Origin of the sequence: Flavobacterium sp. FlaQc-48, from assembly GCF_044007335.1 — a bacterium.
Taxonomy (GTDB): Bacteria; Bacteroidota; Bacteroidia; order Flavobacteriales; family Flavobacteriaceae; genus Flavobacterium.
On sequence record NZ_JBIPCR010000003.1, the window covers coordinates 382,842 to 398,764 of the forward strand.

Sequence of the window (15,923 nt, forward strand, 5' to 3'; positions counted from 1 at the left end):
TAATTTTTAAAAAGTTAAAAGCGCAGGACAGGAGTAAGATCATGTGATTTTAAATCTAATTTATGCTTTTAAGTTATTTAAAATATTTATTTTTGCTCTTCAGAAAATTCAACATACAATATAAATATGAGAACAATACAATTTAGAGAGGCCATTTGTGAAGCGATGAGCGAAGAAATGCGTCACGATGAATCCATATATTTAATGGGCGAAGAAGTTGCAGAATACAACGGAGCATACAAAGCTTCAAAAGGAATGCTTGCTGAGTTTGGCGAAAAAAGAGTAATCGATACTCCAATTGCTGAGCTAGGTTTTACAGGAATTGCAGTAGGTTCAGCTATGAACGGCTGTCGTCCTATTGTAGAGTATATGACATTCAACTTCTGTTTAGTTGGTATTGATCAAATTATAAATAATGCTGCGAAAATGCGTCAAATGACCGGAGGACAATTTAATGTGCCTATCGTTTTTCGCGGACCAACTGCTTCTGCAGGTCAATTAGGAGCGACTCACTCACAAGCTTTAGAAAACTGGTTTGCAAATACTCCGGGTCTTAAAGTGGTTGTACCTTCGACTCCTTATGATGCAAAAGGACTTTTGAAATCTGCCATTCGTGATAACGATCCTGTAATTTTTATGGAATCTGAGCAAATGTATGGTGATAAAGGTGAAGTGCCGGACGGAGAATATACTATTCCGTTAGGAGTTGCTGATATTAAACGTGAAGGAAAAGATGTGACTATTGTATCTTTTGGTAAAATTATTAAAGAAGCTTTTATCGCTGCTGATGAATTGGCTAAAGAAGGTATTTCATGTGAAATTATCGATTTAAGAACAGTTCGTCCAATGGACAAAGACGCGATCTTAAAATCTGTTAAAAAAACAAACCGCTTAGTTATTTTAGAAGAAGCCTGGCCATTTGCCAGTATTTCATCTGAAATCACTTATATCGTTCAGGAACAAGCGTTCGATTTTCTTGATGCGCCAATTCAACGTATTACAACAGCAGATACACCTGCGCCTTACTCTCCTGTTTTGCTAAAAGACTGGTTGCCAAATGCAGCTGATGTAGTAAAAGCAGTAAAGAAAGTATTATACAAATAGTAAATTAAACAATACTTACAAAACTTCATCAGTCATATTAATTGATGAAGTTTTTTTTTGCCAGATTATGAAAAGAATAATTTTACTCAGCCTGTTTTTTGTATTTGCTCTTGTGAATATTGCTACTGCACAAACGAAAGTGAGTGGGATTGTTTTGGATAAATCGAATCAGCCTGTTCCTTTTGCAAACGTTGTTTTTAAAGGATCAAATACAGGAATAGTTTCTAATGAAGATGGTCGTTTTTATCTGGAATCGCCAAATACATATACTGCTTTATTAGTTACTTCGGCAGGATTTTCAGATCGTGAAGTTCCTTTGGAGAAAGCTGTAAATTATGATTTTAAAATTGTTTTGAGCGAAGCCGAAGCATTAAATGAAGTTGTAATCTATACAGGAAAAACTTCAAAAAAGAATAATCCGGCATTGGATATATTGAGGAAAATTTGGGAAAGAAAGCGTAAAAACGGGTTGTACCAATTCAATCAGTATCAAATGCAGAAGTACGAAAAGGTAGAATTTGACATGAATACTATCGATAGTGCTTTTATGAAAAACAAACTCTTTAAAGGTATGGAGTTTGTCTTTAAACATGTTGATACTTCTGAAGTTACAGGAAAAACATACCTGCCAATTTTCATCAACGAATCTGTTTATGATGTCTACGGAGATAACAAATTAAAGAAAGTAAAGGAAAACATAACCGGAAATAAAATGTCCGGCTTTAACGGAAACCAGCAAATTTTATCTTTTGTAAAAGATCTTTATTCCGATTATAATATTTACGATAATCACCTTAAGTTTTTTGATAAAAGTTTTACAAGCCCACTTTCAAGAACCGGAATTGATGTTTACAATTACGTCTTAAAAGACAGTGCTTATATTGATAAAAAATGGTGTTATAATATCGTTTTTTATCCAAGACGTAAAAACGAACTGACCTTTAAAGGAGATTTTTGGGTAAATGATTCTACTTTTGCGATCAAGAAAATTAATATGGGCGTTACGAAGAGTGCCAATATTAACTGGGTAAAAGATATTTATATAGAACAGGAGTTTGAAGTAGAAAATGATTCTGTTTTTCTCTTGACGCGTGATTATATGATGTCGGATTTTGCTTTAAACAAAAAAGAAAAATCAAAAGGAGTTTACGGAAAAAGGACCACTTTATACCGAAACCATAAATTCAATATTCAAAAACCGGAGAAGTTTTATAAAGAAGAAGTCAACTTTATCGATAATGCTGTTTATGAGCGGCCACCTGAATTTTGGGAGGAAAACCGATTTGAGAAATTAAATAAAGACGAAGCGGGTATTTATAAAATGTTAGATACCTTGCAGACGGTCAGGCGATTTAAACAGCTTTACAGTCTCGTCTCTATTTTAGGAAGCGGCTACGTAGAGTTTAAAAACTTTGATTTTGGGCCTATATTCTCCACATTTGGATATAATGAAGTCGAAGGCTTACGAATAAGGGCAGGAGGGCGAACTTATTTTGGTCCAAATGATCCGTGGCGTATACAAGCATATACGGCTTATGGTTTTGACGATAATAAATTCAAATACGGTGTTTCAGGAAAATGGATGGTCGATAAGAAAAGCCGAACTATAATTTCGGGAGGAAACAGGCGAGACATCGAGCAAATTGGAGCGAGTTTAACCACAACAAATGATATTTTAGGCCGAAGTTTTGCTTCTTCTGCCTTGTTTACAACCGGAAGTAACGGGAAGTTAACCAATATAAATCTAAGCAACGTTTCGATTGAAATGGAGCCCAAAAAGAATTTTGTCGTTCAGGCAGGTTTCTCTTATAGAACTTTAGAATCGGCATCTAGTGTGTTTAGTCTGGATTATTATACTACTTTGCCATCGGCTGCAAATCCTGCGGGAGTTGTTAAAAGTGATGTAAAACAGTCAGAAGCCAATATTCAGTTTGAGTATATGCCAAACCGTAAAACGATTGGTTACGGGGTAGAACGCGATCTTGTTGACAGTCCTTTTAGTCATTTCTTTGTTAATTTTAGTTATGGACTTAAAGGGGTTTTAGATAGTGATTTTGCCTACGAGAAAATACAATTATTCTACAAACAACCTATTATTATTGGGCCATTAGGAAGATCTAATATTATTTTGGAGACCGGAAAAACCTGGGGAACAATTCCGTTAGGATTAATGAGCGTAATTCCCGGGAACCAGACTTATTTTACAATCGAAAATACATTTAGCAACCTTAATTTCTATGAATTCATAACCGATCAGTACACAACCTTACAATGGAATCATGATTTTGGAGGAAGATTATTTGCCAGAGTCCCATTTATGAGAAAACTAAACTGGAGAGAATTTGTTGGGGTAAAAGGAGTTTACGGAACCATTTCAAATGCTAACAGGGCAATCAACGCTTCAGGGCAGCCCTACAATGCACCGGAAAATGTGTATTGGGAATATAACGCCGGAATCGGGAATATCTTCAAAGTATTCCGTATCGATTTCTCCTGGAGAGGAAGTTATTTGAACACTCCGGATGCTAATAAATTTGCAGTAAAAGGATCTTTTGGATTCTATTTTTAATATTTAGAGTGAAATAATCTCGCAAAGACGCCAAGTCGCTAAGTTTAAATTCTTGCTGCCTGGCGTTTTTGTTATTTATAGTACAAGATACTTTGGATTATTTTACACAGATTTGCAGATTTAAACTGATAAACGCAGAATTTATAGTTTCATTTTAAAGAAAAACTGCTTAATCTGCCAGTAAAAAAAACTTTGTTTCTCCGTGTCTTTGTGAGATTGTTTTTGAGCTTCACTTTGTGGAGTTTCTGGTGTGATCCTTCCTTCGTCAGGATGAGAATCCCAAACTTTGTGTCTCTGTGTCTTTGTGATACTATTTTTAAGCTTTACTTTGTGGAGTTTCTGGTGTGATCCTTTCTTCGTCAGGATGACAATCACCAACTTTGTGTCTCTGTGTCTTTGTGATACTATTTTTAAGCTTCACTTTGTGGAGTTTCTGGTGTGATCCTTCCTTCTTCAGGATGACAATTACAAACTTTGCGTCTCTGTGTCTTTGTGAGATTCTTTTTTATTTAATTTTGAGATAGACTTAAAATGACATCATGCAAGAAGCTATTGATTTTTTAATTAGTAAAAATCCAATTTTTCAGGAAATCATCGAGAAATACGGATTACCGCCAATCCCGAAACGTCCTCAAGGTTTTGAAACTTTGGTTTTGCTGATCCTCGAACAGCAAGTTTCTATAGATTCGGCGAAAGCTGCATTCTTAAAAATCAAAGCATATACCACTTGCAATCCTGAAACGATGTCTGTTTTATCAGACGAAGAATTTAGAAGTCTTGGTGTGAGCCGCCAAAAAACAAAATACATTAAAATCTTAGCCGATGCCGTTTTAAATAAAGAACTTGATATTGAAAGTTTAGCAGCCAAATCAGCAAAACAAGTTCGGGAAGAACTTATAAAGCTAAAAGGAATTGGAAACTGGACGATCGATATTTATCTGATGTTTTGTTTGCAGGAACCGGATTTGATTCCGTTAGGCGATATTGCGGTTGTCAATACAATCAAAGAATTGCTTGATATTCACGACAAACCCGAAATGGAAATTCGTGCTGAACAATGGAGCCCGTATCGATCTTATGCCACATATTTGCTTTGGCATTATTACCTAAATAAGCGAAACAGGAAAATTACATATTAACTGGCTGTTATTTAAAAGAAAAGTGTGTAGATTAATGTAGTTTTTTATTGTAAAAAAGGATTGTTTAGTTACTTTTGCAATCGAAATTATAGAAAAAATAAAAAACGAAAATGACCGCAGACAAACTAACAACTTTCGATGTATTAATCGAAATACCAAGAGGAAGCAGAAATAAATACGAGTACGATTTTGAAATTAAAAGAATGCGTTTTGACAGAATGTTATTCTCTTCAATGATGTACCCGGCAGATTATGGATTTATTCCGGAAACTTTAGCTCTTGATGGTGACCCTCTTGATGTATTGGTTTTGGTAAACGAACCAACTTTTCCAGGATGTGTTATGGAAGTAAAACCAATTGGTGTTTTCCACATGGCAGATGATAAAGGCCCGGACGAAAAAATTATCTGTGTACCGGTTTCTGATCCAATCTGGAATTCTTTAAATGACCTTTCAGATATGAACCCGCACTTAGTAAAAGAAATCGAGCACTTCTTCCAGGTTTACAAAGATCTTGAAAACAAGAAAGTAGATGTAGAAGGATGGGGAGACGTAAACGAAGCTTTTGCAATTATTGCAGAGTGTACCAAGCGTTTTGATGATATTAAAAATAAACCAGAGGGATTATTTAGCATTAAATAATTTTTACCCTATTCTATTATAAAAAAAGCAATACTACCGTTAGGAGTATTGCTTTTTTGTTTAAATTCGTTTTAGTTAGTTTATTGAATATTAACCAATAACCATTAAATATTATGAACGAATTTATGATTTACTTGCCAATTGTCATGGCAATTATAGGATTACTTTTCATGGGAATAAAAAGGACCTGGGTTTTAAAACAGGATGCTGGCGATGGCAAGATGAAAGAGATCTCAGATCACATCTATGAAGGAGCACTAGCATTCTTAAAAGCTGAATACCGATTGCTGACTTTTTTTGTAATTGGTGCAAGTTTAGTTTTGGCCGGAATTTCTTTTATTGTTCCTACTACACATATATTAATAGTGGTGGCGTTTATTTTTGGAGCATTTTTCTCGGCTTTAGCGGGAAATATGGGAATGAAAATAGCGACTAAAACCAATGTGAGAACAACTCAGGCTGCCCGTACGAGTTTACCTCAGGCTTTAAAAGTTTCTTTTGGCGGTGGAACCGTAATGGGACTTGGAGTTGCAGGCTTAGCAGTTTTAGGACTCACAGGGTTTTTTATTGTTTTCTTTCAGATATTCATGCACGGGGTTTGGACTTCATCTGAAGATATGACTAAGGTTTTAGAAACTTTAGCAGGATTCTCATTAGGTGCTGAATCGATTGCTTTGTTTGCCAGAGTGGGTGGTGGAATCTACACAAAAGCGGCAGATGTTGGTGCCGATTTAGTAGGGAAAGTAGAAGCCGGAATTCCGGAAGATGATCCTCGTAATCCGGCTACAATTGCAGATAACGTAGGGGATAATGTTGGAGACGTTGCAGGTATGGGAGCCGATTTATTTGGTTCGTATGTAGCAACTGTTTTAGCCGCAATGGTTTTAGGAAATTACGTCATCAAAGATATGGGCGGAAACATTCAGGATATTTTTGGCGGTATTGGCCCAATTTTATTGCCAATGGCGATTGCAGGTTTCGGAATCTTATTTTCGATTATAGGAACTACATTGGTAAAAATATCTGATGATAATGCCAAAGAAGCACAAGTACAAAAAGCATTAAATATTGGAAACTGGGTTTCAATTGTTTTAACAGCAATTGCCTGTTTCTTTTTAGTACGTTATATGTTGCCGGAAACCATGCAAATGAGCTTTTTTGGAGAAGGTTCTAAAGATATCTCCTCAATGCGTGTCTTTTATGCAACTTTAGTAGGTTTAGTGGTGGGTGGAGCTATTTCATCAGTAACCGAATATTATACAGGATTAGGTACGAAACCCGTTATGGCAATTGTACAAAAATCATCAACAGGAGCAGGAACAAACGTAATTGCGGGTTTGGCAACCGGAATGATTTCTACTTTTCCAACGGTAATTTTGTTTGCTGCAGCCATCTGGATTTCATATGCGCTGGCAGGATTTTACGGAGTGGCGCTGGCAGCGTCTGCCATGATGGCGACTACCGCTATGCAATTGGCAATTGATGCCTTTGGACCAATTTCTGACAATGCCGGAGGAATTGCCGAAATGAGCGAATTACCAAAAGAAGTTCGTACCAGAACTGATATTTTAGATTCAGTTGGAAACACAACTGCAGCAACCGGAAAAGGTTTTGCAATCGCATCCGCAGCTTTAACTTCTCTGGCCTTGTTTGCGGCCTATGTTACATTCACGGGAATAGACGGAATCAATATCTTTAAAGCCCCGGTTTTAGCCATGTTATTTGTGGGAGGAATGATTCCCGTAGTATTCTCGGCTTTAGCCATGAATTCTGTTGGAAAAGCCGCTATGGACATGGTATATGAAGTACGCCGTCAGTTTAAGGAAATTCCCGGAATTATGGAAGGAACAGGAAAACCGGAATACGGAAAATGTGTTGAAATTTCTACAAAAGCCGCTTTACGCGAAATGATGTTGCCTGGAATCTTAACGATTGGTTTTCCGATTGCAATTGTACTTTTAGGGAAATTGGTGTATGCAGACAACAATCAGTTGATTGCTGAAATGTTAGGAGGATATATGGCCGGAGTTACCGTTTCCGGGGTGCTTTGGGCTGTTTTTCAAAACAATGCCGGAGGCGCCTGGGACAATGCTAAAAAATCTTTTGAAGCAGGAGTTTTAATCAACGGAGAGATGACCTATAAAGGTTCTGATGCACACAAAGCGGCCGTAACCGGAGATACCGTTGGAGATCCGTTTAAAGATACTTCAGGACCATCCATGAATATTTTGATTAAACTGACTTGCTTAATTGGTTTGGTCATCGCACCTATTTTAGGCGAAGGGCATTCGGTTTCGGCTATGGCTGGAAAAGATTCCTGTTGTGCCAAAACTGAAATGCATGCAGGCGGAGTTTCTAAATGCGGGGATTTATCCGGTATGACCAAAGAAGAGTGTATTAAAATGTGCAAAGAAAAAGGATGCACAGCCGAAGAAACAGCAAAATGCCTGGCTCATTATAATGCAAAAGGAAAATATTTATATCAAAAAACCGATTGTTTCGATACCACTAAATACAGCAAAAACCGACTTGAGGTTAATTTGTCTACTGTTAACGGCGTTACAACCGGAACCGTAACCAAAACAGAAAACGGTAAAACAACTACCGAAGTTTATGAAGGTACTGAAGCTGAAGTAAAAGCAAAAATTGAAGCAGCGAAATAATTTAGCGTATATCATATCCTAACAGGTTTCCAAAACCTGTTAGGTATTATTTGATTGCGAAATTAAAAATGTAATATCATCCCTAACAGGTTTTCAAAACCTGTCAGGATAATAAAAAAATGCCTCTAAAATATTTAGAGGCATTTTTTTATTTGTGTAAATTCGTGCAATCCGTGTTTCTAAAACAATCCGTTCAATTCTGCATCAATTCTGTTAATGATGTTTCCTAAATCTTCCGGATTATCAACAAAATTGATATTATCTACGTCGATAATCAATAGTTTTCCTTTAGTATACGTTTGTACCCAGGCTTCGTATCTTTCGTTCAGACGGCTTAAATAATCGATCGAAATAGAGTTTTCGTAATCACGTCCGCGTTTGTGAATTTGTCCTACTAAATTTGGAATAGAGCTTCTTAAATAAATCAATAAATCAGGAGCTTTTACTAAAGATTCCATTAATTCAAAAAGAGAAGTATAGTTTTCAAAATCACGACTTGTCATTAATCCCATTGAATATAAGTTGGGAGCAAAAATATGTGCATCTTCGTAAATCGTTCGATCCTGAATAATTTTTTTGCCACTTTCGCGAATTTGTAATACCTGACGGAAACGGCTGTTCAGGAAATAAATTTGCAAATTAAACGACCAGCGTTCCATTTGATGGTAAAAATCATCCAGATACGGGTTGTCAACAACATCTTCGTAATGAGGTTCCCATTTAAAATGTTTGGCTAATAATTTAGTCAAAGTTGTTTTTCCAGCGCCTATGTTTCCTGCTATTGCTATGTGCATTACGGTGTTACGATTTTATAATTTAAAATTTCTTTGGCTGTAAAAATAGATAAAATTTGGTCTTTGTAATGAAAATTGTCAAATGATTTTTCTAAAATTTCAATTTCAGAAAATGTATCAGAATTTCCGTTGTTAATGTTTCTAAGATACAATAAATTAGCTTTACTGAAAAGATATTGATGGTGGTTTATTATTTCGATCGAATCAAAATCGGATACTTTTCCCAGGGCAGTTGTTTTTCCAAAAATGTCACAGGAAAACCAATTGTTTTTTTTATCAATCCAATAAAAAGTATTGAAATCGGTCTGGTAATATTTTATCGTTTCTATAAAGGGCGTTGAAACAGTTTTATATTCATTTTTTAAATAATCAAAAAGACCAATTTGCTGATTTAAGGTATTGTAGATCCAAAGCTGATTTTGTGTTGACATTCCGATTGCCGAAACAACAATAGGCGTATTATTTAAAGAAAAATTAATTTCTGTCATTTTATTCAGTTGGTTGTCTAATAAAACGACAGTATTAAAATCTTCGTAAAACAATACGATCTTAAGGGGATTTTGTAAATCGACTTTTGTAATTTTTCCCAGTGAAACATTTTTATATTCAAATATTTCTTTGCCTTTTGTTTTGCTAAAAACATTGTCTTTTATCTGGTAAGAATATCCAAAAGAATCATAACCTGAAAATTCATCAGCATCAATTGAAAGCGTAGAAATTAAGGTAGCTTTTATTTTTTGGTTCTGTGAAAAAACAACTGAAAAGGAGCAGGTGATAAAAAGAAAAGATAGAAAAATACGTACCGTTTTGCCCATGAGATTAGATTCTAAAACGCCAAATTACAAAAAACTACAGTACAAATTGTGGAAAGGGTATAGATTTAGGTTTTAAAACTTTTTTACTGTAATAGTCTAACTAATAGACGATTTTGTCTATATCTTACGGGTATTGATATATTTAACTTTCGGTATTTTAAAATAAATAATACATTTGAGAGTACGTTTTATCGGATTGATCCAATTTTAAAGAAAACAAAATGAAAAAAGTAATCTATTATATGTCCTTAATGCTTGTGTTTACTCAGATGCACGCGCAAAAAGAGTTTCAGGGAATGGCTGTTTATGAGTCAAAGACACAAGCACCAAAATTTGAAGGCATGAGAGGCAATCGAGATATTACGCCCGAAATGCAAAAGAACATGGAAGAGCGAATGAAACAAATGCTGGAAAAAACATTTATTCTGAATTTTGATAAATCGGCATCTGTTTATAAAGAAGAAGAAAAACTGGAAGCTCCGGGGCAACAAGGCGGCGGAATGCGAATTATGATGAACTCCTTTATGGGCGGCGGCGGAACTTTTTATAAAGATGTAAAAGCCAAATCGTATACGGTAGATAAAGAATTTATGGGAAAAGAATTTTTAGTGGTGGATTCCCTGCCAAAGTTAAACTGGAAAATGGAATCTGAAACCAAACAAATTGGCGGATATACCTGTTATAAAGCAACAGCGGTAAAAGAAGCCAGTAAAACTGATTTTAGAAACTTCAGGCCTAAAAATAACGATGATAAAAAAACTGAAGAGAAAAAAGACGATGTAAAGAAAACTTCGGGAGAAACTAAAACCAATTTTGAAGATAATTTTGAAATACCAAAAGAGGTAACCATTACTGCCTGGTATTCGCCGGAGATCCCGGTAAATCAGGGACCTGAAAACTATTGGGGATTGCCGGGTTTAATTTTGGAAGTAAATGATGGACGAACCACTATTTTATGTTCAAAAATTATTTTGAATGCCAAGGAAAAAGTAGAAATAAAACCTTCTAAAAAAGGAAAAGTGATTTCTCAGAAAGATTATGACGAAACCGTAATTAAAAAAATGGAGGAATTTAGAGAAATGAACCGTGGCCGTGCAGGAGGACCGCCTCCAATGATGGGGAGATAAAAACTTCACCCCTAAAACTTAATCTATTCTAATCATTTTTTTAATGAACAAGACTCTTTTTATACTCGCCTTATTATTTACTTCTTTATGCTTTTCCCAGAGTGTTCGTTTTGAAGGTTTTATTCAGGATGAACAAAAAAATCCGTTAGAAATGGCCAACATTATGGCCGTAAATACGGCTACCAAAGCTATGGACTCTTATGGGATTACCAATGACAAAGGAAAGTTTCAGTTAACCCTGAAACCTAATACGTCTTATTCAGTTAAAGTAAGTTATCTCGGGATGAAATCGAAAGAAATTTCAATTACCACACAAAATGCCAATATTGTCCAGAACATTGTAATGGATGATGCCGGAATCGAACTTGAAGGCGTTGAAATTGTTCGTGAAATGCCGGTTTCGATAAAAGGGGATACGATTGTTTATAACGCTGATTCTTTTAAATCCGGAACCGAAAAAAAATTGGAAGATGTATTAAAGAAACTTCCGGGTGTTGAGGTAAATGCCGATGGTGAAATTGAGGTTGAAGGTAAAAAGGTCAGTAAATTAATGGTCGAAGGAAAAGATTTTTTTGATGGCGATACCAAACTAGGCGTTAAAAATATTCCTGCCGATGCCATTGATAAAATTCAGGTTTTAAGAAATTACAATGAAGTAGGTCAGCTAAAAGGACTGGAAAACGACCAGGATAATGTGGCAATGAACATTAAACTGAAAGAAGGTAAAAAGAACTTCTGGTTTGGTGATGTAACTGGCGGAACCGGAGTTGGAGAACTGGATAGCAGGTATATTATTAATCCAAAGTTGTTTTATTACAGTCCAAAATACAGTATTAATCTGATTACCAATTTTAATAATATTGGAGAATTGCCGCTAACGGCGCAGGATTATTTTAAGTTCACGGGAGGATTTAAAAATCTGATGAAAAAAGGAGGAAGCAATTTTAATGTTTCTTCAAACGACTTAGGTATTTCGATTTTAAGAAACAATCGTGCGAAAGAAATTGAAACCAAATTTGGAGCAACCAATTTTGCTTATTCTGTTACCAAAACATGGAATATTAGTGGTTTTGGAATAATATCTACTTCAAAAACGGATCTTGAAACGAAGTCTCAAACGACTATTTTAGATTCGGGAGATGAACAAAAAAGAGACGAAGAGACGCATCAAAAAAATAATTTAGGACTTTTTAAACTAAGTTCAACGTATAAACCCAATGATAAATTTCAATTTGATTATGATGTCCTGACCAAGATATCCAAACAAAATGAAGATACAGATTTATTACGTGAATCGATTGTAAACGGTACATCTGCTTTAGAAACCATTTTAACGAATAAAAAACAAGATCCAACCTCAGTAAATCAAAATCTGAGTTTGTATTATACCCAAAGCCCTAAGAATATTTTTGCTTTTGAAATGCAGCATTTGTATCAGGACGAAAATCCATTTTACAATGCTAATTTGCGTACACAACCCTTTAATCTGGCAGATTATATTTCAGGACAAAACAGAAACGACCTGAATCAGGACCGATATGTGAAAACAAATAAGGTCGATGCTAAATTGGATTATTATTATATGGTGACGCCAAAAAGCAACATCAATGTTACTTTAGGAAATACCTATTCCTATCAGGATTTTAATTCTCACATTTTTCAGATTCTGGACAATGGAGATAAAAACGATTTAAACAGTGCCGAAAATAACAATCAGGTAAACTACAATTTCAATGATGTGTTTCTGGGGTTTCATTATAAAATCCTGGCAGGAAAATTTACGTTGACTCCGGGTGTTAGCGTGCATTCATATACCATGCAAAACACACAATTGGGAACCCAGTATTCGCAGAATTTCATGAAAGTCCTGCCTGATTTTTTTGCTTTGTACCAAATCAAAAAAGCAGAAACATTAACGTATAATTTCTCTTTGTCGAATGATTTTACAGATATCAATCAATTGGCGGCAGGTTATGTCTTATCCGATTACAGCAGTTTGTTTCGCGGCAATCGTTTCCTGGAAAATGCCACATCTCAAGTACATTCCTTGCGTTATTTCAAATATAATATGTTCAATTTTGAGAATATTTTTGCCAATGCGACTTATACTAAAAAAGTAGATGCCATTAAAACCAAAGCCGATTTTACCGGAATCAATCAGTCATCATCACCTTATAATTCTAATTTGGCCGATGAAACGTTTACCGGAATGGGAAATTACGGGCGTTCTTTTTTAAAGAATTACAAAGCATCAGTAAATGCCACTTTCAATTGGTCAAAATTCAACAATATCCAGAATAATGTATTGACAACGACAGAAAGTTTTAGTCAAAGCTATACCGTAAAAGCTTCAACAAATTATAAAAATGTACCTAATATTGAGTTTGGATATAATGCCTTAATAAACAAGTATAGCGGATCAACCTATTATACAGACAAGCCTTTTGCCAGATTAGATTATTATTTTCTGAACAGTTTTTCGTTTGTTTCAGAATATGAATTTTACCATTATTATACCAATAATAAAACCGTCGATAACGAATATGATTTTTTAAGTGCAAGTTTAATTTATCAAAAAAAGGATAGCAAGTGGGAATACAAAATCTCAGCAACTAACTTGTTAAATACAACTTATCTTAATGATGACAGCTTCTCACAGTTCTCTACCAGAATTTCACAATATACTGTACAGCCTCGCTATATCATCTTTTCAATGAAATATAATTTATAGTAATTTAATTACAACGCTTTGTGTTTTTGATACTTTTTTAAATAAGAAAGAAATATCTTTGTTTAAATAGTAATAACTAAAAATTTAAGCATGCGTAATTATATTTGGAATTTCTTAGCGTTCTTTTGTTTAATATCTGTTTCTTTTTCTCAAACAAAAACGATTGAAAAGGGAACTTATATTTCTACCAACAAAGGACAAAAAATCAAATTGAATTTGTTGGATGATAATAAATATGAATTGGTATTTTATTCCGGCGATTACAAAACCAAAGGTGATTCCTTAATCTTTGAAAATAAAGATAAATCACAAAATACTTTTGATCTTTCTTTTTCGGTTGATAAAAAAGCGAAAAACATCAAAATTAAATTTTTAAATCCGTCCTACTATTCATTTTACATTGGAACCCAAAAAGGGAACCAGGCAGTGCAATATCAGAGAATATCAGATATAAAAACCAAAGTTGATCCTGAATGGCTAAAAGCAGATTTAGAGTTTGATATTGAAAAAACAGATTACGTGTATTTGGTTTATGAAGATTATAACGGGCAAAGCAATGTTTTTAAATATGCCTTGCCAAAAGATGTCTCAGAAATTAAAATCAATTATGAATTAGCACTTTTAACCGATTTAAAAATTACCGGATTGTTTGACAAAAAAACAAACGAGCTTAAAATTTCTGAACAGTCAGGAAAAGATCCTCTGGTATTTGTCAATGAGAAAGAGGTAACACCTGAAAGAACTTCAAAAGTTAAACCACTTGAAAATGAAACTGTTTTAAATTGGACTTATCCGGGAAAAGAACCTTTGGCTACAGAAGATTTTGGAGTAGCGACAGACAGTACAGCAACAGCTGATTATGCTACAACAGTAACGGTGGATACCGCTTATGCAAAACTATACGATTTTAAATTAAAAATAGAAAACAATCTAAAAAGTGCTGTTGCCGCAAATAAACTAGCAAAAAGCAAATATTTAGTAATTGCAGTTGATGGTAAAAATGCTTCGGCAAAAGAGAATTTTAATGCATATGTAAAAGATCAGGAAGTGCAAACGTCATATGCGATGTATGATGCGTACAATCCGATTTATGATGTTTTTAATTATTATTTAGCAGGATCCGATGATCAAAAATGGCTTAAAAATAATAAAATAAGCAACGATCCAAGTGTAGTGGTTTTAAATGCTGACGGAGATATTTTAGCCATAGCCCATTCTAATTTGACAGACAAGAAATATGAGTTGAACTATTATGGAGACTTTTTTCAGAAACTAAAACGCGCAGACGCCTTCGTTTCTTTTGATAAAACGTTCAAGAATAAAAAAGCGGCTGATGCAGATTTAATTGCAGCATTTAATAAAGCATCACAATTAGAATCGTATTATGATTACGATTCAGATGATGTGAGCAATGAGAATGCTACAGAATTTGTGATCATGAAAAAATCTTTAGACAAAAAAGAAGTTGCTCAAAACTGGAAAAAACTGATTGAAGCACATCAAAAAGATGCAAAACCGAATATGTATCTGGTGGAAACCATTTTGAAGGAAATCAGCAATCAGGGATTTACAAAACAGCTTTTTAATGAAGAGCGAATTCTTACTGATACGGATTTCCTGTCTATTGATTATTTATTAAAACATTCTGATAATATTGAAGAAAGCCGTACAGCATTTAATGCCACAGAAGGAGAAGTACACAATGTTGGAAATGTGGTTTCTGAAATTTCTTCAGCATTGCAGCGAAATAGTTATGTTTCGCAGGAAGGGGTTTCCGGCGAAGTGAATAAAGATAAAATAATTTCAACCTACAAAAAGATAATTGCGGGTGGTAAAGGAAATTTTGAAGCTTACCGAAATTATTTTGAATATTTTAGTCAGGTAGAAGACAAAGACGGCTCTAATACAAGCTTTTTAAGAGAATTTAGTACTTATTTTGATGCTAATTTGGCATCAGGAAAAGAAAGTCCAATTGAAAAATTAGACGTTATGTTCTCGACTTTAGATCCCTCTTCGGCCTACTCTTATGATGGATGGGCTGCTTTTAAAGAATACCATTCAAACTTGTGTAATTCAGCTGCATGGACAGTAGTTTTGAAACCTGCAAATTCCGGTTTTATAAAATCAGCCATTATTTGGTCAGAATATAGTTTGGTAGTAACTAAAAACAATTCCTATTATTTAGACACTTTGGCGCAGTTGTATTATAAAGACGGACAAAAAGAAAAAGCGATTCAAACGCAAACTTTGGCCGTTAAATATTTAAACGCAGCAGTAGAAGAAGAAACGGCCAGCGAAATTAAAGAGACGCTTAGTAAAATGCAAAACGGAACATATTAA

Annotated in this window: 10 protein-coding genes; 8 read left to right on the forward strand and 2 right to left on the reverse strand. The window is 34.7% G+C overall.

What is annotated here, in order from left to right; all coding sequences use genetic code 11:
- Window positions 1-126: 126 nt before the first annotated feature.
- From ACHRWY_RS07055 to ACHRWY_RS07075, 5 genes are all read left to right on the forward strand, one after another.
- Entirely contained in the window at window positions 127-1,104 is a 978-nt protein-coding gene (locus tag ACHRWY_RS07055) for a pyruvate dehydrogenase complex E1 component subunit beta (protein ID WP_395353549.1), read from the forward strand.
- A gap of 67 nt (window positions 1,105-1,171) precedes the next feature.
- Complete coding sequence (locus ACHRWY_RS07060; protein ID WP_395353550.1) at window positions 1,172-3,673, forward strand: DUF5686 family protein; 2,502 nt, start codon at window positions 1,172-1,174, stop codon at window positions 3,671-3,673.
- Between the two features lie 539 nt (window positions 3,674-4,212).
- Window positions 4,213-4,812, forward strand: coding sequence for a DNA-3-methyladenine glycosylase family protein (locus ACHRWY_RS07065; protein ID WP_395353551.1), 600 nt, complete (start codon window positions 4,213-4,215; stop codon window positions 4,810-4,812).
- Between the two features lie 110 nt (window positions 4,813-4,922).
- Window positions 4,923-5,453, forward strand: a complete 531-nt coding sequence (locus ACHRWY_RS07070; protein ID WP_395353552.1) for an inorganic diphosphatase — start codon at window positions 4,923-4,925, stop codon at window positions 5,451-5,453.
- A 113-nt stretch (window positions 5,454-5,566) separates the two neighbouring features.
- The gene (locus ACHRWY_RS07075; protein ID WP_395353554.1) at window positions 5,567-8,116 is read left to right on the forward strand and encodes a sodium-translocating pyrophosphatase; all 2,550 of its coding nucleotides are present in this window, start codon (window positions 5,567-5,569) and stop codon (window positions 8,114-8,116) included.
- A 179-nt stretch (window positions 8,117-8,295) separates the two neighbouring features.
- Here the strand turns inward: ACHRWY_RS07075 and ACHRWY_RS07080 are convergent, their stop codons facing one another.
- Together ACHRWY_RS07080 and ACHRWY_RS07085 are read right to left on the reverse strand one after the other, a co-directional pair.
- Window positions 8,296-8,910, reverse strand: a complete 615-nt coding sequence (locus ACHRWY_RS07080; protein ID WP_173966545.1) for a deoxynucleoside kinase — start codon at window positions 8,908-8,910, stop codon at window positions 8,296-8,298.
- Window positions 8,910-9,725: a hypothetical protein gene (locus tag ACHRWY_RS07085; RefSeq protein ID WP_395353555.1), complete on the reverse strand. Its 816-nt coding sequence runs from the start codon at window positions 9,723-9,725 to the stop codon at window positions 8,910-8,912. The genes ACHRWY_RS07080 and ACHRWY_RS07085 overlap by 1 nt, the downstream gene beginning before the upstream one ends.
- Before the next feature lie 221 nt (window positions 9,726-9,946).
- On the opposite strand from ACHRWY_RS07085, the gene ACHRWY_RS07090 reads away from it, so the two are divergent.
- The 3 genes from ACHRWY_RS07090 (at window position 9,947) to ACHRWY_RS07100 (ending at window position 15,923) form a co-directional block, all read left to right on the forward strand.
- On the forward strand, window positions 9,947-10,852 hold the full coding sequence (locus ACHRWY_RS07090) for a GLPGLI family protein (protein WP_395353556.1): 906 nt from the start codon (window positions 9,947-9,949) through the stop codon (window positions 10,850-10,852).
- A gap of 43 nt (window positions 10,853-10,895) precedes the next feature.
- On the forward strand, window positions 10,896-13,583 hold the full coding sequence (locus tag ACHRWY_RS07095; RefSeq protein ID WP_395353557.1) for a carboxypeptidase-like regulatory domain-containing protein: 2,688 nt from the start codon (window positions 10,896-10,898) through the stop codon (window positions 13,581-13,583).
- A gap of 90 nt (window positions 13,584-13,673) precedes the next feature.
- Window positions 13,674-15,923 carry a hypothetical protein gene (locus ACHRWY_RS07100; RefSeq protein WP_395353558.1) on the forward strand — a complete coding sequence of 750 codons (2,250 nt, stop codon included), beginning with the start codon at window positions 13,674-13,676 and terminating at the stop codon, window positions 15,921-15,923.